Source organism: Flavobacterium sp. GCM10022190 (genome assembly GCF_042656445.1).
Lineage (GTDB): Bacteria > Bacteroidota > Bacteroidia > Flavobacteriales > Flavobacteriaceae > Flavobacterium > Flavobacterium nitratireducens.
In genome coordinates this window covers 20302-46940 of record NZ_JBHSOQ010000003.1, presented here as the reverse complement: position 1 = coordinate 46940, position 26639 = coordinate 20302, and the positions used below count along the sequence as shown (strand labels likewise).

The window sequence follows — 26639 nt, the reverse complement described above, 5'->3', positions numbered from 1 at the left end:
AAGTGAGTAACCATGTGGTATTAAAAAAGCGTGGAACTCAGCTTAAACGATTCAGAGGTACTGGTATACCAAACGTACGAATAAGTGAGCCCACGCCAAGGACGTGAGCATCTGACTTATCATCTCGTACGTTTTAAAAATTACCAGTTTTCTGAAACGAGATTCAAAGCGAATGCTTCAAATATTTTATATGAAGAATCGCAAAAATAATAAAAGTTACCTATGTAAAGGTAAAAGCAGTTCAAATATATTAAATTAAATCGGTACGCCAAAGCGTAACAAAAAATATTTTACTTTAACTTTACTTGCATGAGTGGAAGAAACTCAAGAAAATATAAAAATTAAAATTGCTATTAGCTTAAATAAACTTTTAGATAATAGTAAAAAAAGTATTCAAGGTGCTAATACCGGTGAAGAATTAAATGTAAGTTATAGTGAAATTGCTGACAATTCAGATATAAGAAAAGCTACTGTTTCTGATATATTTAATGCAAAAAAAAGTGCTAATACATTTACTTTATTTCGGATAATAAAAGCAATGGGCTATGAGTTAAACGATTTTGCTAAAAAATATGATAAAATTTCAAACTCAGAGATTACGGATTTTAAAATAAAAACAAAAAAAGATGTTTAAGCATCTTTTTTTTGTTTTAGAATATTACTTGTTAATTAATGGTTGTAAGTGTAGGAATTATTTTTATATTTGGTTAGAATAAAATTGAATATTGTCAGAGCTACCTTTCCTAAATTGGGGTGATAGGTCTAATTTTATTTGAGCTATATAGTAGTTAACAGTAATTTTTTAACCGCCTATGCAAAATCAAAGTAAAGAATACGACTTTTTTATTAGTCATGCTTCTGAAGACAAAGAAATTTTTGTAAGACCTCTGGCAGAAGAATTAATAAAATTGGGCTTCAAAGTATGGTTTGATGAACTAACACTAAAGTTTGGGGATTCATTATTTGAAGAAATCTCGAACGGTATTAAGAAATCAAATTATGGTTTAGTTGTGATAAGTCATAATTTTTTAAAAAAAGAATGGACTAAAAAAGAACTCAACGGATTAATTACCAAAGAAATATTTAGTAAACAAAAAACTATATTGCCAATTTGGTTAAATATATCTCAAAGTGAAGTTTATGAGCTTTCACCAATCTTAGCCGATAAAGTCTCAATACCTATTCTTAACAACAATATTGAAACTGTCATTGCAAAAATTTTGACATTAACGGATGAAGTAATTGTTGAACGCCACGAAGTTGAAGAAAAAGTTAAGTTTTTAACATCTTGTGATGAATTTGAGAGAAAGAAGTATGTTTTAGATACTGAAACTAGATTCAAAAATTTAGTTCATTTTGAAGAAGCATATTACGAATGGTATTGTGCAGATGATACTTTTGGCGGTCTTGAATGGGACGATTATTTAGCCGAAAAGAAAAAGCACGAACTTTTAAAACTGTATAATCTACCAAAAAATGTTACATTTAATCCAGAATTTGAACCTGGAACAGATATGAATTTGATGATTAAGCTAACAAAAAAGTGGATTCTAAAGAAAGCTACAGTCAAAGAAATATATGAGATGATTTTCTTAATAGATCATTATCATGAACTAGATTTGCCATATATTCTATGGGGATTTACGGCAGATTCATTATGTGATTTTGAAACACGCGATTATTGTTTTTATGCTCCTTTCACAATTAATGAAAAACATAAAATTACTGATGAGAAGATAGCAATTGAGAGTTCGAATGTTTGGAAAGATTATTATGGAAGATATGAAAAGTAAAAACTACTGTGAACAACTGTAGCTATTGCACAACCTAACAATTAAATTAATCGATATCTACGTGGCTGACAGGATTACTGCTAATGGGTAAGCTTGTGGATCATGCAAAAGACAGCAAGCTTAATGACAGCTGGAGGACAAGGGATAAAGAGAAAGAAGATACTTAGGTATCTTTTTTTGATTTTTACTATCAAACAAGTTTAGTTGTTTGATAAACAATTTAACTGTAAAATAATATTATGGGAACTTTTTACAACGGAGCTAATTGTGATATTTATATTGGAAAAGGGGCTGGAAAGAAACTGCTTGACGATATTTCAAATGCAAAGAAATCGGTTAAAATTGTTTCACCATATCTATCACCATTTTTAATAAAACAATTAATTTATCTTCATAAAAAAGGAACTAATATTCAACTTGTAACAACTGATAATATTGAAGATTTTTATGGTCATTATGAGAAGAATATCAACCAGTTGATTCAACAACATCAAATTAAAGATTTAGGATCTGAAATAGTTAGAAATAAATGGATTGAACTTGTTAAAATTTTGGATTATGTAAATATAGCTTTTGTATTCACAATATTTTTATTAGCATATTTTTCTAAGGAAATAAAGTTCTTATACGGTCTAATTCCTATTATTGTTTTGATAGTAATTAGAAAGTATTTTCAAAGGAAAATAAATAATAAACAGATTTATAGCTATCGCTATTCTCAGTTATTTCCTTTTAAAGTATTTGTTTCTCCTGAAATATCAAATAGAAACAACAATACTTTTATCCATAGTAAAATATACATTATTGATGATGAAATAGTATATATGGGATCATTAAATTTTACGAGTAGTGGAACTAAAGAAAATTATGAAACAAGGATAAGAACTACAGATAACAATGCTGTTTTTAAAATTATCGAGGAGTTTAATAATTTATTTTATGATTCAGGTCATCAAGAAAAAAATATTAAATTGTGGGGGAGAGAAATATATGATGAACCGATAAATTGAGAGATATAATGGGCAGATATCAAGATGCCTTTTTTTTAGTACAATACTTGTTAATTAATAGTATTGGTGTAGGAATTATTTTTATATTTGAAAAGCTATTGCAAGATGGCACTTCCTATAGCTGACTTAACATTTTACATGATTATAAACAAAAACACAATATGGCAAAGACAACGAAAGTAGAAAAGGTAGAAGAAGTTATTGACGATGCTGCTCCAGTAGTACCTGAGGTAGAAACCAAGAAAGAGGAAAAAATATTAAATCCAGACAAGTTTATGGATTTGATAAAAATTATTCAAGGAGCCAAAGAAATTAACGACTTAAAGCCCACTCTATATAAACACATACTTGAAATTGCAAAACGAAACGGAATATCAGATGCTTATCATTTATTGTTTCTATATGAACCTAACTCGAGTATAGAACAGGGAATGGTGGACAAAATTTACAATGCTATTCCTGATGGTAATATAAAACCAATTCTTTTACTCATACACAATCATGGAGGACGAATTGAACCAGCATATCTAATTAGTAAAACATGTAAAGAATTGTCTCCTAAATTTGTTGTGACAATTCCTCGAAAAGCTAAATCTGCTGCAACTCTCATTTCATTAGGAGGTAATGAAATTCACATGGGGCCAATGAGTGAATTAGGGCCTATTGATCCACAATTTGCAGGATTACCTGCATTAGGTATTAGTAGTTCATTAGAAAGTATTGCAAAAATTGTATGTAAGTACCCTGAATCAAGTCCAATGTTTGCTGATTTTATGAAAGAAAAACTTGACTTACGAATTCTTGGTTATTTTGAAAGAGTATCTGAATCAGCTCAACAGTATGCAATAAGATTATTAGCAGGCAAAGAGCTAAAATTGACCGCCGACGAAGTTGCACATAAACTTGTTTATGAATATAAAGACCATAGTTTTGTGATTGACAAAGAAGAAGCCAAAGATCTTCTAGGCGACATAGTTAAAGTCAATACCAACGAGTATAAATTTGGCAATGAGATTCATAAATTTCTTAATGAAGTCAATATTATTATTGGGATATTTAAGTCTAAATCACTAGCAATTGTAGGTTCGCCAAGAGACTTTATAATAACTGACAAGAAAAAAGATGAAGAATAATTGAATATAACAGCACCTATAAGAAAATGGTGGTTCTGTGTTTAAATGAAGTTTTGTACTTCAAAATTGCCAACATATTGTAGCTGTAATTGAAGAAAATACTACACGAAAATGATTGAAGAAAATATTAAAAAAGCCGGAATAATGCATGCACAAATACTAAGTGAAAAAGGTCTTTCAGAATTATCTGAATTAGGCGTATATTCAGAATTAGTTAAAGTTTTATCTTTAGAAGACTTAAAATTTTTGTCCGATATTGGAGTTTATTTTAATCCTATTTTTTCTCCAGCATCTCAAACTAATATTGGAAAAACAATAGAACATGGTTCAAAAGTTATTACTATTGACATTAATTCACTTAGAAAATTTACGCAATCTGAGTCTGTTTCAATTATCCTACACGAAATTGGTCATGCGATTAATCCTTGGACGAAGAATGAAGAAGGTGAGTATGCAGCAGATGATTATGCAATTAAACGTGGATATGCAGAATATATAATAAGTTCACTCGAAAAAGGGAAGCGTTATTGGCCTGAGGAATTTGATAAGCAAATTACGCAAAATCGTATTGATCGAATAAAAGAACTACTTAAAGAAGCAAAACAATAAAAATCTCTGTACCTAACTGTGGTAGCTGTTGCGCAACATCATTAAAAAACTAATTTTTACAAAAAAGCATATAAACAAACCTTGTTTATCCCGTCCAAGATATGGGATAAGGACTGTTTAAGGAGAGAGTTATAATAATGGGATAGGGGAATGGTTAAATTGATGGTTTTTAAATAGGATTATATAATTTATAAATATAGTATAAGTTGACTGTTTTTTTTGAATCGTACTGCTGTATTCTATAGATTGTTTTTTTTATTATTTTCAGTTTTTTTGTAAGAAATAATAGTATATTTGGTTTTTTAGAAACTCTAAATAATGCAACTTTTATACAATCTTACTAATGCTTATAAATCAATCTATTCTATCTGATATTAAGTCCATTATTTCACAATCTAGGTACAATGCGATTCGTGCAGTTGACCACCAGAGAACATTAATGTATTGGAATATTGGTAAGCGTATTTTTGAGGAAGAACAAGAAGGAAAAGACCGTGCAGATTATGGAAAATATTTGACAGAATATATATCCAATGAATTAGAACCCGAGTTTGGAAGTGGTTTTTCTAAAAGACAAATCGAGTTGTGTCGGCAGTTTTATCGTGTTTTTCCAATTGCGAACGCACTGCGTTCGCAATTGAGTTGGACACAATATAAGCTTTTAATGCGGCTTGAACAAGATGAACAAAGAGAGTTTTACATCGCCGAAACGATAAAAAACAATTGGACATCACGACAGTTGGAACGCCAAGTATATAGTAATTTATTCGAACGTCTTTTATTAAGTAATGATAAAGAAAGTGTTTTGGCAGTCGCTAAAAACGAGAAACAGCCTTCTGATGCCAAAGAAATTATCAAAGACCCAATGTATTTGGAGTTTTTGGGATTAAAAAGGGAAGCATCCTATTATGAGAAAGATTTAGAAGCTGCAATTATCACACATTTACAAGATTTTCTCTTAGAATTAGGTAATGGTTTTTCCTTTGTAGCACGTCAAAAAAGAATCCATATCGAGGGTGATGAATTTTTTGTGGATTTAGTATTCTATAATCGCATTTTAAGAAGTTTTGTTATTATCGAAATCAAAACCCACAAGCTTACTCATCAAGATATTGGACAGTTGCAGATGTATGTCAATTATTATGACCGCATCGAAAAACTACCGGATGAAAATCCAACCATTGGAATTTTACTTTGTGCTCATAAAAATGATGCTGTTGTAAAATTCACACTACCCGAAAACGAAAAACATATTATAGCGAGTCAATACGAACTCTACCTACCAACCGAAAAGCAATTATTAGATGAGGTAAATAAGGAGTTGGAGAGTTTTGAAGGGAAGGGAGAAAATAACGAAAAAAGTAATTAATTATGAGTGAAAATAACTTTACAAATATTGGATTTGATTATGGTGTAAAACCATTTTTAATGTTAGTAGGTGATATAGAGTTTTCAGATTTATTTACAAAAGCCGATTGTAGAGGTGTATCATACATTTTTAGACAAGGAAAAAATCAAGAGGAAATGATTCCGGTACAAATGGCTTTTATTTTCCAAAATGAAGAGCCTGCAGAAAAATTTATGGATATTCTGTTAGGTTGGATTTCAAAATCGGATGATGATGGAGATGCTGTAAATATAGAGTTTATTGAAAATAATATTGGAGGATATACAATAGCTATTTCTGCTGAAGTAAATAGATTTCTTGATAGAATGCTTCCAAAGCAATTAAAAAATAGAGTTACTCCTTTAATTATGTTACAAACACATTTTAAGGAAATTGATACTCTAGGTCAGAATTATATAAATTTTAAAACTAACTATTCTAAAGCAGGAAGTATTGCTATAGGATATGTTATTGGTAGTAAAGAAAAAATAATAAAGCAGAGTATAAAATACTTTGTAAAAAAGGAGTTTAATTTTTCGAAAGAAAGTGATATAGCTGATAGTATAGCAGCGTTGAGCTATAATGCTGTAAAAGAAGAAAAGTTGTTTGATTCTAGTAAATTGTCTAAACCACCTAAAGAGTCTGTAGAAGAAATATCACAACGAAGATCTGCCGAAATGAAAACACTGTTGCCATTAACCTATAATAGATTGAATAATTTATGGTTAGGGGATATACAGGGAAAATTATGCAAAAACTTTGACGTAGAACTTGTAAAACAAGCCATATGTAACTTGACAATTTTTGAAAGATTAAAACAGATGGACGATTTGGCTCTTGATTTCACAAAAGAAGGCTATCCGAATAGAATACAAGATTATTTACTTGAAACTTATGAATCATTTGATAGTTACTATCCTTCGGATGATTTTTATACTGAAGAACGTATTATTAATCAAATTGAAAATGATCAAAAAGAATTAGAAAACTATTTAAAGAAATAATTTATATGATAATGGAAACTATATTTTCATCCCTATGTGCATTCCTAATGGCAGAAAAAGCCGGAATAGCCTCAAAAGTAATTGCAAGTGCGACCTACGATGGTTTAAAAAAAGTCTTAGATTTTTCAACATTAAAAAGTAGAATCAGTAAGTTTTTTAAGAAAGAAGAAGATGCGGATAAATATATAGAAACAATCTGTAATACAGAATCTAAAAATTCTTCCAAACCATTTCGAGATGTGGAAGATTGCTATGAAGAAGTTTCAGGAGAATCATATAATGAAGAACTTTATAATGAAGTAAAAAAATGGATTGAAGAAAATCAAGAGCAAATAACCAAGGTATCTAAAATGGAATTTGAAAACGAGAAAGGTTTTAATATTGGCGTTCAAAATGCTGGCAAAAATATTTTTAATATACAAGGAGACTATAAACCTCACAAAGATTAAAGCATAGATGAACGTAAAGGAACAAAATGCTGAAAATATATATAACATTGCTGGAAATATGGAGCTTCATAGTTCTCCAGAGGTTGTAGCGTTGTTAAAAAAGGAAAAACAAGATAAGCTAAAGGAGTTAAACTCTTTTGTTTATTTTGATATTATATCAAAAGAATTTGAGAGCAAAAAACTAATTTGTAGAGATGCGGAAATAAGCAATATAGAAGCACTATTACAAGAAAAAAAACAGATTTTATTATTTGGAAATCCAGGAATCGGAAAAACAACAGCGATTTATCAAATTTCAAAAAAAATAGATTCACCCATTTATATCTCAGTAAAAAATAAGTCAGCTGTATCAGTAATTTCGTATTTAGTTAATAAAATACGATTATCAAATAATGAAGAACTTATAGAATTAACAGATATTGGCGAAGCATTTGAATGGTTACAAATTTGTTTACAGAAATCAAATCTTTTTTTTGTCATTGATGATTGTGAACAGGATAAAGAAACAGTTTCAAAATTAATTGCATTATCAAAATTTGATAATAATTTTCTTTTTGTTTCAAGAAATAAAAATTTATTTGAATCATCTGGGATAATACCTTATCAATATTCTGCTTTTTCAGATGAGGAAGTCGAAGAATTTTTGACTTTATACGGAGTCACGCTATCGAAGTTAGAAGTCAATGAAATTATACGAGTATCTAAAGGAAACCCCTTATATCTCTTTTATTTTTCGCAATTTAGGATGTCACCATTACCTGAAAACTTGGTTGATTATCAAAACTCAATTTGGAATGGCTTAAATTCTACACAACAAGAAATATTGGCATTAATTACTGTGCCTTATTTTAGTATTACTATTACAGAACTTGGAGAAATTTTAGCTTCATTATCGATGATTGATTTGTCCAATGAAATTGATAATATGTCATCACTTATTAATAATCGGAATGGGCAACTAGAATTATTTCACCCATCGTTTTATGAATTTGTTTATGATAAACTAAATAGCAAAGGAATTATTAATCATTACAAAGAAAAACTTGGTGTTTTTTATTTATCAAAAGAAGAAATAATTCAAGCTACTTATCTTCTTCTTGATATTGCTCCTGAAAAGGTAGAAGAGTATTTATTCGATGTTTTTCCCAATTTAATAAGCTGGGGCGAATTAGGCTTTGCATTAAAAGTTTTAGAGACTAAATTGAGATTTGTGAATAATGATCTTGATAAAGGTTATTTGAATTATCATTTATGTCAAGTTCATCATTTATTGGGAAATAGAGTGCAATCTACTACCTGCATTGATGAATCCTTAGAATATTTAAAAAAATCTGGAAACAAAAAGTTCTACGCATTTGCTCTTATGTATAAAGCAATGAATCTTATTGAATGCGGAAACGTTGAAGAAGCTAAACAAATAGCAGATAATGTTTTTAGTACAATATCAAGCGATTCAAAAAAATTTAAAGCTCCTCTTCTTGTTAATCTTTCAAAAATATATGTTGATTTATCAGAATACGAAAAAGGAGCAAAAGCTTGCAAAGAAGCATTTGAAATTTTTGAGGAATTAGGAGATAAAACTGGTATGTTGAGTAGCCTAGTAAACTTAGTAACTTGTTTAGGTCAAATTAATGAGTATCGAGATGAGGCTGAAAAATATGGTTTACAACTTTTGGGACTAATTCAAGAAGCTTCTGAATTTTCAATTGAAGTTATTGTGTTGAATGCTTTAACGAGTATCTATAGACAGAAAGGAAACTATGAAAAAGCAAAAGAGTTTGGAAACAAGGCTATAAAACTTTGTCAACAATATGAAATGAAAGATAAAGTAATTTTAAACTTAATCAATTATGGCAATGTTATTAGAGATGAAGGAAATTTAGAAGAAGCAAAAAAGATATATGATGAAGCCTTAATAAAATGTAGAGAATATAATTTGCAAAGAGATGAGGGACGTATCTATTGGATTTTATCCGCAATAGAGAGAGATACAGGTAATTATCAGTCTAGTATCGAATATGCAGATAAATCAATTGCTATCAATAAAGAATTAAATTACTATTATGGCGTAGCAAATGCGTCACGAGAGAAAGCTGATACTTATTTGTTGATGGACGAATCTTTGAAAGCTGCTGAATCATTAGTTGAAAGTGCTTTGTTTTATTCTAAAATTGAAGAATTTACAGCATCATATCAATATAATATTTCCAAGGCAATTAATATTTATAATAAAGAGGGCAATCATTTAGAAGCTAATAAATTAATAAATCAACTTATTCAAAACACAACAGCAAGAATTAACGTCAATGATGTTTCAAACTTAATTTTAGATAATTCAAGTGATGAAACCGTTGAATCTAATTTTAAAAGTTTATTCAAAAGATATTTTGAGACTGAAGGAAAATCTGAAAATCCAATGAATGCCTTTTTGACTTTTATAGATTATTGCGAAAGAATTGACTTAGAAAAAGGCAGGATACTATTTAAAAAGATTATAACATTAATAATTGAAAATTTGGGTAGGTCTCGTTTTTCTTATAGTGTTTTAGGAATTGCAATAGAACAATCAAGAGGTTTGTTGGATCAGGAAGACCTTTTAATGATTTTTGGAAAGCTCTCAAATAAATTACCTATGTTTTCGGTCAGGGAAATCAATGATGAGATGATTTTCGTAGTTTCTATTGCTGGTAAGATTAATTTAGAAATACATACATTTTCAGATGAAATTATTGCCCAAAAGTTAGCTACTACATTGATTTTAATTATCACTGAATCCCCTAATTTAATACTGGATTCTTTTGAATTTTTAGAAAAATCTTGTGTCGTTTTGATCAATCTTTATTCGGGAGAGATGAAGGAGGTATTAGGAAAATATCTTCCGAAAAACGAGAAGGTATTTACAGATAATATTCAGTCATTGCATATGAGTAAAAATGAATATGATATTCACGAGATGATTATAATTAATACTGATTATGAAGAGAAAAGTAATCTATGCGCTTTTGAAGATAATAAAATTTCATTATTTTTCTTTACCCAAACAATTATGGGAATAAAAAGTCATTTTTATCATTCAAAAGTTTTAGAAGATAATGAACAAAGAAAATTCATTCTTAATTCGGTTGCGAACCAATTTGGTTATACAAATGTTGAATTAGATAATAAAACTAAAAAAACTGAATTTGAAATTAATATTGATAAAGTAAAAATTTAGCTGTAAAGCCAAACATAATGCCTCTAAATATTATGAAATCAAAATTAGTTTTTAGAAAAGATAGTCAACAAACAAATGCTTTGGTTAAAGCTGGAAAAATGGCTTCGGAAAGAGCTATTAAAGAATCTAAAGACCTAGGTTTATCAATTACTTTTATGAGTGGAGGAGTTATTTATGAAGAAACTTCAGAAGGAAAAATTAAGGTTATTAAACAAATTGATGAGACAATTATAATTCCATTTGAAATTAAGAAAGGATTAGTGCTGAAGGAAAAAATCAGATAAAGTAACTTTTTAGATAACGAACAACCAGAAAGAGTAAGAAATGATAAAAAAGAAGCAGGAGTGCATCTTTTTTTAGTATAAAAATTAAATTTTCATAGTTATTCCTTTTTGTTTTAAAAAGTGCTTTTTATTGTACTTTTTAAAGTGTTTATTCTGCTTATAGTTTTTTAAGTACTAAATAGTGCTTTTTAACGCTCTTTTTGTTATAAAACAGAAAAATAATTTTATATTTGTATTAAATAATGCTATATAATGCACTTTATGGAAGTCATAAAAACCATCAAAGAACGTAGAGAAGTTTTGCAAGTGACTCAAGAAACCTTGGCAGAACTATCAGGTGTTGGCTTACGCACCTTGAAACAGCTGGAAAGCGGAAAAGGAAACCCAACTTTGTTAACCTTGCAAAAAGTAGCCGACGTGTTAGGTATGGAAGTTTGCTTAAAAGTTAAAACGATAGGTAAATGAGAAGTGCTAAAATATTATTTAAAAATGAAGAGGCTGGAATCTTAACCCAGCATGATGATGCTTCGTTTAGCTTTCGTTATCATGATGCGTGGTTTGCCGATGGGAGTAAACCCGGAATTAGTTTGGGTTTACCTAAAGTGCAGCAGGAGTATCAGTCAGAGTATCTTTTTCCTTTTTTTTATAATTTACTACCCGAAGGTTCTAACAAGCAGCTTGTTTGTAAATTAAATAAAATTGATCGTAATGACTATTTTGGTTTGTTACTTACTACTGCCAAGAATGACAGCATAGGCGCTGTACGCGTTATTGAAATAGCACAGAAAGTATAAAGTACAGTCGATATTTATGAAAGCAAAAGATATAGTAACCAATTTCGATTTAGTGCCCTTTACACATTGCCCAGGCACATTAGCCAGTGGCTTTGACACCTATAGCAAAACGGCTTTAAACAGAGTATTTCAAGGTAAAAAAGTGCATCATATTTTGCCTTATCTTTCTCCTTCTTCTAATGCCGAAACAGATGCTCTGTTTGAGGAAAACCGAAGACAAATGTCTATATCTGGAGTTCAGGAAAAATTTTCTGTTCTTCTTGAAAAAAATAAACTACGGCTAATAGCTGAAAATGAGCAAGGTAGCTATATACTAAAGCCGATTCCTGCTGCGGGAAAGAAACCCGATCAAATGCCTGCTAATGAGCATTTAACCATGCAAATTGCTCGTCAGTTGTATGGCATAGAAACAGCTGAAAACGCGATGATCTTTTTCCAAGATGGGACTCCAGCCTACATCACTAAACGATTTGATGTTCAAACTGATGGTTCAAAATTAGCTCAGGAAGATTTTGCTTCTTTGGCACAGCGAACACCGCAAACACATGGTACTGATTACAAATATTTAGGTAATTATTTAGAACTTTTTGAGTTGATGAAAACCCATTTACCAACTTATAAAATAGAAGCTCCGAAGCTATTAAAATTATTGGTGTTTAATTATCTTTTTTCAAATGGAGACGCTCATTTTAAAAATTTTTCGGTTATTGAAACTTCAATGGGTGACTATCGCTTGAGTCCTGCTTATGATTTGCTTAATAGTCGTATTCATATTGACGATAAAGATTTTGCTTTGGACGATGGCTTATTACCTAAAAATTTAGCTCAAGGCAAAATAGGTTTACAATTTGCCAAATTAGCGGAACTGGCCGGAATTAGTGAAAAGAATTTTCAAGCTATTATGGAATTGATGTTTTCTAAATCTGATTTGGTTGAAAAAATGGTAGCCGCTTCATTTTTGGATGCTACTACTAAACGGAATTATTTGCAGTCTTATCAAGGTCGATTGAAGCGGTTGACAAAAGGGTGATGTGCTGTGGTTTGAAGAAAATAATAAAAAACACATCCAAATTAGAGTGAATCCATATTCGGTGGGTATTCCGGCACAAAGTGAACTGCTTATTTCGGTTTAAACTGAATACCTCAAAATTCCAAAATACTTTTAAAAAGTCTCTGATTCGTCTTTTATGTAGACATAATATAGTGAAGTCGAAATAAAAGAGGAATAAACAATAAAACTTATCACAAGCTAAACAAGCTTGTCGGGCAACGACCGAGGTACTTTTTCCGAAAGGAAGTAGTACCTCGGCTTGTTTTTAATATCATCTATTTTCCTCTAAAATCAACATCTATATTCATACTTATTCTGAGGTACAGGGGTACAACTATTTAGTTGTACTTGTACAGCGGAGATTCTAATTGTTCCTTTGTGATGTACTGAAGGAGATATGACATTAAGAATATGTTGTTCAGAAGAGAAACAGAATGTAGAACGAAAAATGAGGAGGTATGTTAAAAGGAATTTCATGGAACGATTATTTGATAGTAGTTGTTGTACTTACGATTATTTGGTATGTATTTGTTGGAGTCTGTTATTACTATGCAGAGCTCAAAGAATTTCTAAGCGGTAAACGAAAACTCAAATTTCGTTGGTTAGAAAGTAAATGGAATAGGGATCAGGAGGAATATTCCAATTATCAAAAAGATTATAAAGAAAGGCATTTTCACGACGATACTGATGTGGTAACAGATGATATCAAGGAATTGGATGTCTTGGGTGCAAAGGAGCAGAATTAATTTTTGAAATTACATCGCATAAACATAAAATTTTAATGCGAAGGAATAACCCCTGTTTGTCCCGGTGCGGTATGGTTAGATGTGACAGGAGATTGAGGTGATACAACAGCGGTATTTCCTTCGCTTTTTTTGGAATAGTTGAAACTTAAATTGGAGTGGTATGAAAAAATGTTATGTGGAGTTTGTGAGAGCAGTTTGTATTAAAGTCGTTTTTCTTTTTGTATTCGTTATTTCTTTATCGGCCTATGCTCAGGATGGTATTGCCGGAATCAATGAAGCCAATCAGAAGGTGAGGAGTTATTTTGATGCAGGTACGCAGTTAATGTATGCCATTGGAGCCATTTTAGGATTAATTGGAGCGGTTAAAGTCTATCAGAAATGGAATGCCGGTGATCCTGATACAGGAAAAGTAGCGGCAGCTTGGTTTGGTAGTTGTGTTTTTCTGGTTGTTGTGGCTACTGTAATTCAATCCTTTTTCGGGGTCTGATATTCGAACAAAGAAAAGGATGGATTTTGCGATAATATTTAAGCGAATGAGTGATGACTAACAGTGTCTATCAGATTAACAAAGGGATTAATCAATCTATAGAGTTTAAAGGGCTAAAAGCACAGTATATCTGGTATTTAGGAGGGGGGATTGTAGTTTTGATGATTGTTTTTGCCATACTCTATATTTTGAAAATTCCTTCCTATATCTGTATGGGTATCATAGTTGTTTCAGGGACTGTTTTAGTAGTGAAAATCTATAAGATGAGTCATCAATATGGGGAGCATGGTTTGATGAAAGCCTTATCGAAAAAACAATTACCCAAAGCAGTACGGACACGCAGTAGGAAGGTTTTTATGATGAAATGATTGGTAGGATTTAAACAGGATGGAAGATGGAAAAAGAGATGGAGGCGATTTTACCAATTATGGATGTACAGCATGACTGTATTTTGTCAAAACAAGGGGATATATCTATTGTATTTCAGGTTGATTTACCGGAGCTATTTACCTTATCAGATCAGGAATATGAAGCTTTTCACCAAACTTGGCTAAAGGCAGTGAAAATACTACCCAAGTTTTGTGTTTTTCATAAGCAGGATTGGTTTATTGATAGTAAGTATCAAGCTAATTTTGATAAAGAGGAAAACAGTTTTCTCAGTCGCAGTAGTGAGCGATTCTTTAATGAGCGTCCTTTTTTGGATCATGAATGTTATATCATTCTGACTAAGAAACCCAAAGGGAGAAAAGTGTCCAGTTCTTTATTTTCGAATTTAATACGAAGTAGTATAGTTCCAGATCAAACATTGGATCCGCAATTGTTGCAGGATTTCGTAGATTCTACGGGGCAATTTAAACGCATTTTAGAAGATAGTGGTTTTGTAAAACTGAGACGTTTGAAAAATGAGGAACTCAAAAGCCACAACCGTCAACAAGGATTGATTGAAAAATATTGTTTTTTATCCCATAAGGCAACACCACCACTGTTCAAAGATCTATCCTTTGAAAAGGGTATACAAGTAGGAGAGAAGCATTGCCAGTTATTTACTTTAGGTGATGCGGTTGATCTTCCGGCTTTTTGTGGCAGCAGAATCAACTTTGATCGCTATTCTACTGATAAAACCAAATTCAGTGTGGGTTTTGCCTCAACCTTAGGGCAATTGTTGTCTTGTAATCATATTTACAATCAATATCTCTTTATAGAGGATGCGCAGAAGACTTTACAAAAATTAGAAAGTAAACGGCTGCGCTTACAATCACTTTCCGCCTATAGCCGTGAAAACAGTATTGCCCGTGATGCCACCAATGATTTTCTTAATGAAGGCATCAGCCAGCAACGTTTAGCTGTAAAAGCGCATTTTAATGTTTTGGCCTGGAGCGAAAATCAAGAAGAAATAAAAGAGATAAAGAACAAAGTATTTTCTGCTCTGGCGCAGATGGATGCCGTTGCTAAAGAAGAAACAGTGGGAGCTGCCCAGATATTTTGGGCCGGTATTCCGGGGAATGAAGCTGATTTTCCAATGAATGATTGCTTTGACACTTTTGCAGAACAAGCGGTTTGTTTTTTGAATATGGAAACGGCTTATCGGTCTTCCTTGAGCCCCTTTGGAATTCGTTTGGGAGACCGTCTCACAGGAAAACCTGTTCATGTTGATATTAGCGATGAACCCGTAAAAAATGGAATTTGCACCAATAGGAACAAGTTTATTTTAGGACCATCGGGTAGTGGAAAATCGTTTTTTACCAACCATATGGTTCGAAGCTATTACGAACAGGGAACTCATGTTGTTTTAGTGGATGTTGGCCATAGTTACAAAGGGCTTTGTGATATGGTGGGAGGCTATTATTTTACTTATGATGAAAAGAATCCTATTCGATTTAATCCGTTCTATATTGGGGAAGGAGATAGTCTGGATACTGAGAAAAAGGAAAGCATTAAAACATTATTACTGGCCTTATGGAAAAAGGATGATGAAAGCTTTAATCGAAGTGAATATGTGGCTTTGTCCAATGCCTTGCAATTGTATTATGAAAAGTTAGCATCAAACACTACGATATTTCCCTGTTTTAATAGTTTCTATGATTTTTTGAAAGAAGACTTTGTAAAGGTTTTAGAAGGAGATAAGGTTAAGGATAAGGATTTTGATGTCAACAATTTTATGTATGTCTTACGTCCGTATTACAAGGGAGGTGAATTTGACTATTTGCTTAATGCTACTGAGAATTTAAAGTTATTGAAAGAGCGGTTTATTGTTTTTGAATTGGACAATATTAAAGACCATCCTATTCTGTTTCCCGTAGTTACTATTATCATTATGGAAGTCTTTATTAGCAAGATGCGAAAGCTCAAAGGTATTCGTAAAATGATATTAATAGAGGAAGCCTGGAAAGCTATAGCAAAGGAAGGTATGGCGGAATATATAAAGTATTTATTTAAAACAGTTCGAAAGTTTTTTGGAGAAGCCATTGTAGTTACTCAGGAGGTAGAAGATATCATTTCTTCTCCGGTTGTTAAACAGGCCATTATCAATAATAGTGATTGTAAAATACTATTGGACCAGAGTAAATATCAAAATAAATTCGATCAGATTCAGGAGCTTTTGGGATTGACAGAGAAAGAAAAAGCTTTGGTTCTTTCAGTCAATAAAGCCAATGATCCGGAAAAGAAATACAAGGAGGTGTTTATTTCTCTCGGTGGTATGCAGTCCAAAGTGTATCGGACAGAAGTCTCCTTGGAAGAATATTTGGCTTATACCACAGAGGAAACGGAAAAAGTGAAGGTGCAGCAATATGCTAAAAAGTATGATGGAGATATTAAAAAAGGCATTGCGGCATTAGCAAATGAAATAAGAGAAGGATCTAAATGAAAGGTGATGAAAGGGAAAAGAAAAATATTGGTTTGTACGCTGTGTCTATTATTATTGACTACACCAATGCGGTCAGCAGGAGCAAATGCAGCTATACCTATAATTGAAGTAATACGGTTTGCAGTAAAGAAAGTGATTAAAGCCATCGATTTAAGAATTCAGCGCTTGCAGAATAAAACGATATGGCTTCAGAATGCACAAAAGAAAATTGAAAATGTGCTATCCAAGTTAAAACTAGAGGAAATATCCAATTGGACACAAAAACAAAGAGATTTGTATCGGGATTATTATGATGAATTGATGAAAGTAAAATCCAGCATCAGTTATTATCGACTCATAAAAGAGGTGTACCAAAAACAACTTCGATTGGTAAAGGAATATGAAAAGGCCTGGTCTTTATTTCAGAAAGATCGTCATTTTAGTGCCTCTGAATTAGATTATATGCAAAGTGTCTATTCAGGTATACTCGATGAGAGTTTAAAGAATCTGGATCAGTTGTTTTTAATTGTGGATTCCTTTACTACCCAAATGAGTGATGCCAAAAGACTTGAAATTATCAATGCTGCTGCTGATCAGTTGGATAAAAACTACGATGCCTTAAGTCAATTCAACAGAGAGAATGTTATGCTTAGTCTTCAAAGAGCAAAGTCCAAACATGAGGTCGATGTTATTAGAAAATTGTACTCTATTTTGAATTAAGTTCTGAGGTGATGAAAAAGATACTACTGTTTTTGTTTCTTTTTATAGGACAAATAAACAATATCTCTGCACAATCTAAATCAATCAAAGTATTACTCCAGCAAATAGTTGCTTTACAAGTATACATTGATGCGGCACAGAAAGGTTATTCCATTGCCCGAAAAGGATTAAACACTGTGGGTGATTTAAAAAGAGGCGAACTGAATTTGCATACTGTTTATCTCAATTCTTTGAAAGTGGTGAATCCAAGGATTAAGAATTACATCAGAGTTGCTGAAATAATTGATCTTCAATGGAAAATTATGAAGGAGTATAAAAGCCTTTTTAGTGATGTAAAGGAAGTTGATTTATTCAATAACAAAGAGCTGGAGTATATCAAAAGAGTTTTGGATAGATTGATTAATGATTGTAGTGATACTTTAAATGAATTAGTTGAAGTAACTACTAATGGGGAACTTGAAATGAAGGATGATGAGCGATTGAAACGTATTGACAAGCTTTATGTTACTATGGAAGACAGTTATCATTTTTTTCAAAGTTTTAAAAAACAACTCAAAGGATTGCATTTTTCAAGAAGGCAGGAAGTTAAAGAAGCGCATGAAAGTAGTGCCGTTTATGGAATTTTAAAAGAGTGATGATGAAAAAGAGGATGTTGGTTTGGATTGTCTTTTTATGGATACTTTTTCCAATAAAGACTTCAGCTCAATCACAGGAATTGCAGCAACTCATTTTAAATATTGAGAAACTGGCACAGTTCAAGCAGATTTTGCAAGACATGAAAAAGGGATATATTATTCTCAATGGAGGTTACAATACGATAAAAGATTTATCTCAAGGGAATTTTAGTCTGCATAAAACATTCTTAGATGGATTGATGCAGGTGAGTCCTACTGTCAAAAAATACAAACGTATTTCAGAAATTATCAATTATCAAATGCTTTTAATGAAGGAATACAAAGCGGCATTGAAACGCTTTAAAGGGAGTACTTTTTTCAATGATAAAGAATTGCAATATATCGAAAGTGTCTATGGTAATTTATTCCAGGGGAGTTTACGAAATATTGATGAACTCATGATGGTGGTGACTGCCAATAAACTTCGAATGTCTGATGATGAGCGCTTAGAAGCTATCGATAGAATTTTTGCAGATATGCAGGATAAATTACTCTTCTTAAGAAGTTTTAACAACAATACTTCAGTATTGAGTATGCAACGCTTCAAGGAGTTAAAAGATGCAAATGCGATAAAGGATTTATATAAAGTAACAAATTAAATAAGTGTAATTATGAAAGTTAAAATCAATTATTTATACCTTTTTATCTTTACTTCATTTTGGTCCTATTCGGGTTATGCAGTAGGTATATCGGATGATATGAAAGGCTTGCATAGTGTACTTGATTTGCTTTATGATGAAATGATGCCCTTGTGTAATAATTTGTTGGGAGTAGGACAGGGAATTGCCGCTTTTGCTACTATCTGGTATATCGGTTCAAGAGTATGGCGACATATCGCCAATGCAGAACCTGTTGATTTTTATCCTTTGTTTCGTCCCTTTGTAATTGGTTTTTGTATTATGATTTTTCCATCTGTTCTGTATATGATTAATGGAATTATGAAACCAACTGTGACAGCAACAGCTGCAATGGTTGAAGGATCCAATAAAGCAATAGAAGTGCTTTTAAAGAAAAAGGAAGAAGCAATTAAAACTACCGATGCCTGGCAAATGTTTGTGGGAGAATCAGGAAGTGGTAATCAGGAACGCTGGTATAAATATACACACGATGGAGCTGATAGTTCAACTGAAGGTCTTTTAGATGGAATTGGAAGTGATATCAAGTTTGCTATGGCTAAAGCCTCCTATAATTTTCGCAATTCTGTTAAAGAATGGTTGAGTGAAGTACTGAGAGTCTTTTTTGAAGCGGCTTCCCTTTGTATTGATACGCTTCGAACTTTTCAATTGGTTGTATTGTCCATTTTAGGGCCATTAGTATTTGGTATTTCTGTTTTTGATGGTTTCCAACATACCCTTACGGTTTGGCTGGCACGCTATATCAATATTTTTCTCTGGTTACCTGTCGCCAATATATTTGGAAGTATCATTGGTAAAATACAAGAGAAAATGCTGCAACTCGATATTTCTCAGGTCAATGAGTATGGTGATACTTTTTTTAGCCGAACCGATATGGCCTATTTGGTCTTTATGATCATTGGAATTGTAGGCTATTTTACGGTACCATCCATTGCAAATTATATTGTTCATGCCGGAGGAGGAGGAGCCTTAACCCAAAAAGTCACGACTTTGGTTAGCACTACAAGTGGCTCTGTAGTAAATACTGCTTCTGCCGGTGTAGGAATGGCTGCTGATGCTATGGGGAATGCCGCGGGGCGTATGTCACAAAGTATGTCTGCCGATCAATCTTCTTCTCCCTATTTTGGAGATAAGGAAAGCTATATGCGAGATAAGCTAAAGGGGAATTCCTGATAATCTTAAAATTTAAATTTGATGTTTAGAAAAATGAAAAATATAGATACTGCTTTTCGCCAGATACGACTTTTTTCTGTGTTGGTAATAATAGGCTGTATTGTGATATGTTGTTTTGCTCTTTTTAAAAGTTACAGCTTGGTTTCACAAATGCAATCTAAGATTTACATTCTAGCAAATGGTAAAGCCTTAGAAGCCTTTTCTTCAGATAGGAAAGATAATATTCCAGTGGAAGCAAGAGATCATGTTAAAAGCTTTCATCATTTCTTCTTTACACTCGATCCCGATGATAAAGTGATTAAAAGTAATGTGACTAAGGCTTTATATCTCTCAGATAATAGCGCGAAGAGAATATATGATGATTTGAAAGAGAAAGGATATTATTCAGGAATCATTTCCGGAAATATTAGTCAGACTATCGCAATAGATAGCGTTTTAGTAGATACGAATGTTTATCCCTATTATTTCAAATGTTTTGCCAAGCAGGATATTATCAGAGCTACAAGTATTGTTCATCGAAGTCTGGTAACTGAAGGGAATTTACGCAATGTCGCCAGAAGTGATAATAATCCACATGGATTTTTAATTGAGAAATGGAATACCATTGAGAATCAGGATTTGAGTACTGAAAACAGAAAATAAGAAGTGATAAATTATGAAGGAGTTTTTTAAAAGCAAAGAATCAAAGGAGGAATCAGTTGATTCTAATCAAACAGTAGGTTTATGGCACTATTCGGAGCAGATTAACCAATATTTTAAAGACAAGTGGGCGTCATGGATGACTAAGCAGCAAGCTAGATTATCCCATCGCAATCAAAAAATTATTTGGGGCTTTTTTATATGTAGTCTTTGTGGTTACAGTGCTTATCTAGTAAGCAATAGTTTTTCTGAAACTACCTCAGGTAAGATTATTCTAACACCAATTATAAGACCAGTGGATATTTTTAAATATGATGATATACCAGATAAAAACAATATGGTTGCCAAAAATGAATTAGAAAGAATAAATCGTATGCGAATGGAAATAGATAGTTTATCTCTGATTCATTCTCTAAGTGAAAAGTCAGACAGTCTAAGCCAAATTAGTAGCAAATTGTTGGATAGTTTAAGTGTTTTAGAAAAGTTTTATCAATTAAAAATTAAAAAATCAAATTATGGAAACGAATAGTAAATCGCTTCAAAAACTAAGACAGCGAAAATTGTTTTTGATTATACCGCTATTGATTCTGCCTTTTGTTACGCTGTTATTTTGGGTTTTGGGTGGTGGAAAAGCAGAAGTTAACAATACAGAAAATCAACTGGAAATAGGATTTAATGTCGAATTACCGAATCCGAAGTTTGAAGAAACAGCTGTATTGGATAAAATGAGTTATTATGATGCTGCGGTTTTGGATTCTTTGAAAATGAATGAGATGATTAAGAATGATCCTAATTATAAACAAGATACTTTTTTCGGAGATTCCATAATTGCAGATGATAAGTCAAATTATAGAGCAAATCAAGTAAAACAACAACGAGGAGCTCTAAATACTACAATTCATAAAGATGCTAATGAAGAAAAAGTATATGCAAAACTGGAAGCTTTGCAAAAGATGATTAATGAACCATTAACTCCATCAAGAGAAAGGAGAGTAAATGTTGATTATGAAGATACTGATACTTCAGTGTTATATTCAAAAGATGTGGACCGGTTGGAACAAATGATGCAATCGATTAATACACCTGATACAGAAGATCCAGAGATGCAAAAACTATCGGGAATGCTTGAGAGTATTTTGGATATTCAGCATCCCGAGAGAGTACAAGAAAAGCTTCGAAAGCAATCCCAAGCGAATAAGGGACAGATTTTCAGTATAAATGCAATGGCTCAAAATGATAATATTACGCTCTTAGAAGCAAATAAAAATGATAATTCTTCAAGAGGGAGAATTAATACTAATGGTTTTTATTCATTTGATGAAGCTCCTTCTTCAAGTACAAATCAAAATGCTATCGATGCAGTTATACATGAAACCCAAACTTTGGTGAATGGATCTACGGTGAAATTACGATTGAATCAAGCCATTTTTGTCAATGGGGTATTATTGCCAAAAGATTTGTTTCTCTTTGGAACAGCTTCATTAAAAGCAGAACGACTTCTTATTAAGATTACTACTATCAGGTATAATAATTCCATTTTTCCAGTTGAACTTTCAGTGTATGATTTGGATGGTATAGAGGGGATTTATATTCCCGGAGCTATCAGCCGTGATGTGGCAAAGGAGTCGGCAGATCGTTCTATGCAAACTTTAGGGATAAGTACACTGGATAATTCCTTGGGTGTTCAGGCAGCTGGAATGGGAATTGAGGCTGCTAAGAACATTATAAGTAAAAAAGTAAAATTAATCAAAGTAACTATTAAAGCGGGTTATCAAATTTTAATTCGCGATGAAAATCAAAAAAGAAATGATACTAACTAAATAATTGAAAGATGAAAAGGATGAATGTAGTGGTAATTATGATCACATTGTTTTTTATGAATAATGTATTTGGGCAATTACAAAAGGAAATTAAAGAACCTTTTAGTGTGAACTTAGACTCTTTAACTATTGCTTATTCTAAAACAACCAATATTGTGTTTCCCTATGCGATATTGAGTGTAGACAGGGGAAGCAATGATTTTCTAGTCCAAAAAGCCAAAGGAGTAGAAAACATTCTTCAGTTAAAAGCAGCTAAAGAAGATTTTAAAGAAACCAATCTTACGGTAGTTACTTCAGATGGGCAGCTTTATTCTTTTATCTTAAATTTTGATGAAGAGAATCCAGTCTTGAATTTGGTGGTAGCTTCCAAAAATGATGAAATTAAATATTTGGGCGCGACTGAAGCGAAGAATGAAGAACAATTACATAGCTATGCAGAATTGGCGTATTATGCTAAGGATAAATTATACAATGTAAGAGATAAGAAGTATTGGATGGAATTTCGATTAGATGGAGTGTTTATTCATGAAGATGTATTGTACTATAGAATTCAAATTGAAAATTATTCTAAGATTGGTTATGCTATAAATCAACTACGATTTTTTATTCGAGATCAAAATAAAATGAAACGAACAGCTTCACAGGAACTGGAAATTTGTCCATTATATATTTTCAATCAATCAAAAACTATAGAAGGTAAGTCAGCGAATACCTTAGTGTTTGCTTTTTCAAAATTTACCATACCCGATAAAAAACACCTGGTTATTCAGTTGATGGAAGAGCAGGGAGGTCGTCATTTTGAACTTCAGGTTAAGAACAGGAAATTAATGCAATTGGCTGTATTGCCAATTTTAGAATAGTAATCATTTAAAATCAATAGTTATGAACGAGAAGAATTTTGAATACCTCAAAGATCAGATAAAGTATACTGGTTTTGGAGAGGCATTAGGAGGGGAACTAAAAGAGAAAGTGAAGCAACAAGAACCTAATTTTAGTATTAATCATGAAGCTTATTATGGAAATGATGTTGCCAGGGTGAATTTGAATTTTAAAAAATCAGATCAAAGTGATATGTATTTTTTTAATTCCTATAAAATGGAATTGTTTAAAGAAAATACGAAGGAATCATTAGAGCAAACTTTTTACATCAATAAAGGAAGCAATATCACTATGAAAGAAGCTTATAATTTGATGGAAGGTAGAGCGGTAAATAAAGACTTAACCAATAGAGAAGGTCAAATTTACAATTCCTGGGTTCAGCTAGACTTCAAAGAATCCGACGCTGCTGGAAATTTTAAAATCAATCAATACCATGAGAATTATGGTTATGATTTAGAAGGGACTTTATCTAAGTATCCGATAAAAGAATTAGAAACGCCCAAGTTTAAAGAAGATTTGATGGATTCCATCAAAAAAGGGAATCGACAGTCGGTTACTTTTTTAAACGAAGGAAAGGAAGTAAAGCTTTTTATCGAAGCCAACCCTCAATTCAAGACTATCAATGTTTACGATACCAATATGCAGCGTATTGATAATCGACAATCTAAAGAAGAGAAACATTCCGAAAGTGAAACCAAATCAGTAAAGCAGGATAGTAAAAAACAAAAAGTTACTGATGGTGATGATGGTCCGGAAGCCCCGAAAGAAGAAAAAAAAAGACGAAGAAGACAGCCTAATTCTATATAGATAATTCAGATGAATGCTTTAAACTTCTTATCAAATTTTTTCATTGCAATAGAAAATGATAATAGAATCAGTATTACACATATTGCTATCTATGCTGCTTTGTTGCAATTTAAAATAGATAAGGAGTTTACCCATTCAATTGAGGCATTTAGTTATGAGATTATGCAAATTGCAAAAATCTCTGGTTCAAATACATATAGTAAGTGTGTTAGACAACTTCATGAATATGGATATATTAAGTATGAGCCAACATTTAAGAACAATCAAAGGAGTAAGATTCAATTAATCAATTTGAATAATTCAAGCCAATTATGAAACAATTTACTTTTGAGGATCTACCGAAAATTATTGGCAGATTAAGTGTTAAAATTGAAAAGATCGAGAAACTTCTTAAATCTAAAAGCACAATTGAAGGAGAGGGAAATAATGATGAGCTTCTTACAATTGATGGTGCTGCAAAGCTATTGAATTTGTCTGTAGCTACGATTTATACTAAAGTAAGTAAAAATGAAATACCGGTATATAAGCAAGGCAAACGCCTTTATTTTTACAAAGAAGAATTATTGGAATGGATTAAATCTGGTAGAATTAAAACTATTGCAGAGATACAAAAAGAAGTAGATTTGAAGTTAAGTTCAAATCACGATAGATAAAGTTATATTGTTCGAGTTAGAATGTTGTTGTAATTTGGAAATTGAGTGTATATAAAATGGGGCAATTAGCCCCATTTTTTGTTACTGTCAGATTAAGTAATGACTACCGAATATACTAACAAGTTCATCTATTTCAAATCTATTTTAGCAGTAGTTTCTCTTTTCTTCTTATCTATTATTTTCGCATAGATTTGAGTTGTTTTTATGTTTTTGTGCCCCAGCATTTTTGAAATAGTAAATAAATCAGTACCCGATGTTAGTTGCAGCGTGGCATAAGTATGTCTAAAACAATGAAAAGTAATGTGTTTAGTAATTCCTGATTTTGCAATCCATACGGGTAAAACTCTGTCAACGTCCCATTTCTTTAGATTAGGGAATACCTTATTTTTATTTTCACCCCTTGCTCCTAATATAGCAAAGGCATCATCTGATATTGGCATAGTTTCATGACCTTCAGTTTTCTTTTGCGTGAATCTAATATAGTAACCATCGTTTTTGATATATTCAATTTCTGACCATTTCAATTTTGCAATATCTGAATACCTCATTCCGGTTAGTGTAGAGAACATTGAAATTCTATATACTATTTCCTTAGAACATGGGGTTTTGAATAATTGTTTTGCTTCCTCTAGAGTAAGGAAATTTCGTTTTGATTCCTGTTCCGGAATAGATTCTACTGAAGCGTTGATGTCTGTTCTTAATTTTCCTTCTTTATAAGCTTTTTTCAAAGTAGTTTTGATTTTATTGTAATACGACAAAGCAGTATTTTTTGCTATTTTATTACCATTACCCCTTAAGTTTTTAGCCTTTAGTAAATAATCTTTATAATCTTCTATCAAGGATATAGAGACATTTTTAAATTGCAAATCCTCTCCATTTAAAAAAGTTTCAAAATGAACAATAGCACTGTACCAAATATTGTAATTAGCTCCTGATTTTTTATCTCTCAGATTTTTAAAATAAGTTAAGAAAGATTCCTCGCCAATGGCTTGTATTTGTAATTGTTCTTTTTCCCATTGCGTATAGATATCCTCTTTATTAAGTTCATTTTGTTTTTTTAAATGAAGTAATTGTGCGGTACGAAGGTTTTCGATGTTTGCTGTTTTTTGAATTTGATCTCTAGGTTTTTTATACAGATATATTTTTAAAAACTCCCTTCGTGAATATTTGTTTGTTTTTGAATTTAAAATAGGAGGGTAGAAATCTAAATATAGAGATATTCTACCATTTGCAATCTCTTTTTGCCTCAATGTTACATTACTCTTTCCCATGGCTTTTTGTATTAAATATTAAATCGATATCTCTTTTAGCAACATAATTAAATTTACCCACAGCATATTTAGAAATGCTATGTCTTTGGATAAGCATATATAATGCTCCTGAGGAAATTCCAAATTTTTGCTGAATTTGAGTTATAGTATAGCAATTTTCCAATCCAGGGAATTCCTGTACTGGACGCAGTATCGATTGATCTAAGGGGAGGGAGAAAAAAGTATCTAAATCAGATCGTCTTATGACTGTTCTTGAACCAAATTTTGCAATATCTAATTCTCCTCTAGCAATAATTCGGTAAATGGTTCTCTTGCTTATGCCAAGTAATTCACTTGCTTGGTTTACACTGAGAAAATCTTTCGATTTTATTACTTCAAGTAGCGGGTTCTTCTTAATTTCTGTTTCCTTATTGCTAGCTGAAATTTTAGCTTGTTTAACTTTTGATTTGTAATTTTTGCTACTGCATTTTAATGAGCAAAAGCGTGTTTTTGTTGTTCGTGCTGTGAACTCATTGTTACAGAACTCACAAATGCGTGTAATTTTAATGTTTGAACTCATAGT

Annotated in this window: 30 protein-coding genes; 28 read left to right on the top strand and 2 right to left on the bottom strand. The window is 31.9% G+C overall.

Annotated features, from left to right (window positions below):
• Window positions 1-313: 313 nt before the first annotated feature.
• The 28 genes from ACFPTQ_RS10520 to ACFPTQ_RS10385 all read left to right on the top strand — a co-directional run bounded on the left by ACFPTQ_RS10520 (window position 314) and on the right by ACFPTQ_RS10385 (window position 24806).
• Window positions 314-634: a helix-turn-helix domain-containing protein gene (locus ACFPTQ_RS10520; RefSeq protein WP_379777314.1), complete on the top strand. Its 321-nt coding sequence runs from the start codon at window positions 314-316 to the stop codon at window positions 632-634.
• Window positions 635-812: 178 nt separating this feature from the next.
• Window positions 813-1793, top strand: a complete 981-nt coding sequence (locus ACFPTQ_RS10515) for a toll/interleukin-1 receptor domain-containing protein (protein ID WP_379777312.1) — start codon at window positions 813-815, stop codon at window positions 1791-1793.
• 239 nt (window positions 1794-2032) lie between these two features.
• Window positions 2033-2803, top strand: a complete 771-nt coding sequence (locus tag ACFPTQ_RS10510; RefSeq protein ID WP_379777310.1) for a phospholipase D family protein — start codon at window positions 2033-2035, stop codon at window positions 2801-2803.
• 161 nt (window positions 2804-2964) lie between these two features.
• Window positions 2965-3936 (top strand): SDH family Clp fold serine proteinase, encoded by a 972-nt coding sequence (locus ACFPTQ_RS10505; RefSeq protein ID WP_379777308.1) that lies wholly within the window; start codon window positions 2965-2967, stop codon window positions 3934-3936.
• Window positions 3937-4080: 144 nt separating this feature from the next.
• Entirely contained in the window at window positions 4081-4545 is a 465-nt protein-coding gene (locus ACFPTQ_RS10500; protein ID WP_379777306.1) for a hypothetical protein, read from the top strand.
• 343 nt (window positions 4546-4888) lie between these two features.
• Entirely contained in the window at window positions 4889-5914 is a 1026-nt protein-coding gene (locus ACFPTQ_RS10495; protein WP_379777304.1) for a PDDEXK nuclease domain-containing protein, read from the top strand.
• A gap of 2 nt (window positions 5915-5916) precedes the next feature.
• Window positions 5917-6936, top strand: coding sequence for a hypothetical protein (locus ACFPTQ_RS10490; protein ID WP_379777302.1), 1020 nt, complete (start codon window positions 5917-5919; stop codon window positions 6934-6936).
• A gap of 47 nt (window positions 6937-6983) precedes the next feature.
• The gene (locus tag ACFPTQ_RS10485) at window positions 6984-7385 is read left to right on the top strand and encodes a hypothetical protein (protein ID WP_379777300.1); all 402 of its coding nucleotides are present in this window, start codon (window positions 6984-6986) and stop codon (window positions 7383-7385) included.
• Between the two features lie 7 nt (window positions 7386-7392).
• Window positions 7393-10599, top strand: a complete 3207-nt coding sequence (locus tag ACFPTQ_RS10480; RefSeq protein WP_379777298.1) for a tetratricopeptide repeat protein — start codon at window positions 7393-7395, stop codon at window positions 10597-10599.
• 32 nt (window positions 10600-10631) lie between these two features.
• On the top strand, window positions 10632-10883 hold the full coding sequence (locus ACFPTQ_RS10475; protein ID WP_379777296.1) for a hypothetical protein: 252 nt from the start codon (window positions 10632-10634) through the stop codon (window positions 10881-10883).
• 261 nt (window positions 10884-11144) lie between these two features.
• Complete coding sequence (locus ACFPTQ_RS10470; RefSeq protein WP_379777294.1) at window positions 11145-11348, top strand: helix-turn-helix domain-containing protein; 204 nt, start codon at window positions 11145-11147, stop codon at window positions 11346-11348.
• Window positions 11345-11677, top strand: a complete 333-nt coding sequence (locus ACFPTQ_RS10465) for a HipA N-terminal domain-containing protein (protein WP_379777292.1) — start codon at window positions 11345-11347, stop codon at window positions 11675-11677. The genes ACFPTQ_RS10470 and ACFPTQ_RS10465 overlap by 4 nt, the downstream gene beginning before the upstream one ends.
• Window positions 11678-11693: 16 nt before the next feature.
• Window positions 11694-12707, top strand: coding sequence for a type II toxin-antitoxin system HipA family toxin (locus ACFPTQ_RS10460; RefSeq protein WP_379777290.1), 1014 nt, complete (start codon window positions 11694-11696; stop codon window positions 12705-12707).
• A gap of 479 nt (window positions 12708-13186) precedes the next feature.
• Window positions 13187-13474 (top strand): hypothetical protein, encoded by a 288-nt coding sequence (locus ACFPTQ_RS10455; RefSeq protein ID WP_379777288.1) that lies wholly within the window; start codon window positions 13187-13189, stop codon window positions 13472-13474.
• A 160-nt stretch (window positions 13475-13634) separates the two neighbouring features.
• Complete coding sequence (locus tag ACFPTQ_RS10450; RefSeq protein ID WP_379777286.1) at window positions 13635-13961, top strand: DUF4134 domain-containing protein; 327 nt, start codon at window positions 13635-13637, stop codon at window positions 13959-13961.
• Between the two features lie 53 nt (window positions 13962-14014).
• Entirely contained in the window at window positions 14015-14329 is a 315-nt protein-coding gene (locus ACFPTQ_RS10445) for a DUF4133 domain-containing protein (protein WP_379777284.1), read from the top strand.
• Window positions 14330-14355: 26 nt separating this feature from the next.
• Complete coding sequence (locus ACFPTQ_RS10440; RefSeq protein ID WP_379777282.1) at window positions 14356-16827, top strand: TraG family conjugative transposon ATPase; 2472 nt, start codon at window positions 14356-14358, stop codon at window positions 16825-16827.
• A 6-nt stretch (window positions 16828-16833) separates the two neighbouring features.
• On the top strand, window positions 16834-17526 hold the full coding sequence (locus tag ACFPTQ_RS10435) for a conjugal transfer protein TraI (protein ID WP_379777280.1): 693 nt from the start codon (window positions 16834-16836) through the stop codon (window positions 17524-17526).
• Between the two features lie 11 nt (window positions 17527-17537).
• Window positions 17538-18161 (top strand): hypothetical protein, encoded by a 624-nt coding sequence (locus ACFPTQ_RS10430; protein ID WP_379777278.1) that lies wholly within the window; start codon window positions 17538-17540, stop codon window positions 18159-18161.
• Between the two features lie 2 nt (window positions 18162-18163).
• Window positions 18164-18799, top strand: coding sequence for a TerB family tellurite resistance protein (locus tag ACFPTQ_RS10425; RefSeq protein WP_379777276.1), 636 nt, complete (start codon window positions 18164-18166; stop codon window positions 18797-18799).
• Window positions 18800-18811: 12 nt separating this feature from the next.
• Window positions 18812-20008 (top strand): conjugative transposon protein TraJ, encoded by a 1197-nt coding sequence (gene traJ, locus ACFPTQ_RS10420; protein WP_379777274.1) that lies wholly within the window; start codon window positions 18812-18814, stop codon window positions 20006-20008.
• A 21-nt stretch (window positions 20009-20029) separates the two neighbouring features.
• A complete protein-coding gene (traK, locus tag ACFPTQ_RS10415; RefSeq protein WP_379777984.1) occupies window positions 20030-20650 on the top strand; it encodes a conjugative transposon protein TraK in 621 nt (206 codons plus the stop codon).
• Window positions 20651-20663: 13 nt separating this feature from the next.
• Window positions 20664-21176: a hypothetical protein gene (locus ACFPTQ_RS10410; RefSeq protein WP_379777272.1), complete on the top strand. Its 513-nt coding sequence runs from the start codon at window positions 20664-20666 to the stop codon at window positions 21174-21176.
• The gene (gene traM, locus ACFPTQ_RS10405) at window positions 21163-22467 is read left to right on the top strand and encodes a conjugative transposon protein TraM (protein WP_379777270.1); all 1305 of its coding nucleotides are present in this window, start codon (window positions 21163-21165) and stop codon (window positions 22465-22467) included. Before ACFPTQ_RS10410 ends, traM begins: the two co-directional genes overlap by 14 nt.
• Before the next feature lie 11 nt (window positions 22468-22478).
• On the top strand, window positions 22479-23327 hold the full coding sequence (gene traN / locus ACFPTQ_RS10400) for a conjugative transposon protein TraN (protein ID WP_379777268.1): 849 nt from the start codon (window positions 22479-22481) through the stop codon (window positions 23325-23327).
• Window positions 23328-23349: 22 nt separating this feature from the next.
• Window positions 23350-24153: a hypothetical protein gene (locus ACFPTQ_RS10395; RefSeq protein WP_379777266.1), complete on the top strand. Its 804-nt coding sequence runs from the start codon at window positions 23350-23352 to the stop codon at window positions 24151-24153.
• Window positions 24154-24162: 9 nt separating this feature from the next.
• Window positions 24163-24468, top strand: coding sequence for a hypothetical protein (locus ACFPTQ_RS10390; protein ID WP_379777264.1), 306 nt, complete (start codon window positions 24163-24165; stop codon window positions 24466-24468).
• On the top strand, window positions 24465-24806 hold the full coding sequence (locus ACFPTQ_RS10385; RefSeq protein ID WP_379777262.1) for a helix-turn-helix domain-containing protein: 342 nt from the start codon (window positions 24465-24467) through the stop codon (window positions 24804-24806). The genes ACFPTQ_RS10390 and ACFPTQ_RS10385 overlap by 4 nt, the downstream gene beginning before the upstream one ends.
• Window positions 24807-24934: 128 nt before the next feature.
• On the opposite strand, the gene ACFPTQ_RS10380 is transcribed toward ACFPTQ_RS10385, so the two are convergent.
• Window positions 24935-26077 (bottom strand): tyrosine-type recombinase/integrase, encoded by a 1143-nt coding sequence (locus tag ACFPTQ_RS10380; protein ID WP_379777260.1) that lies wholly within the window; start codon window positions 26075-26077, stop codon window positions 24935-24937.
• Window positions 26064-26636, bottom strand: coding sequence for a helix-turn-helix domain-containing protein (locus ACFPTQ_RS10375; RefSeq protein ID WP_379777258.1), 573 nt, complete (start codon window positions 26634-26636; stop codon window positions 26064-26066). The genes ACFPTQ_RS10380 and ACFPTQ_RS10375 overlap by 14 nt, the downstream gene beginning before the upstream one ends.
• Between the last annotated feature and the right edge of the window lie 3 nt (window positions 26637-26639).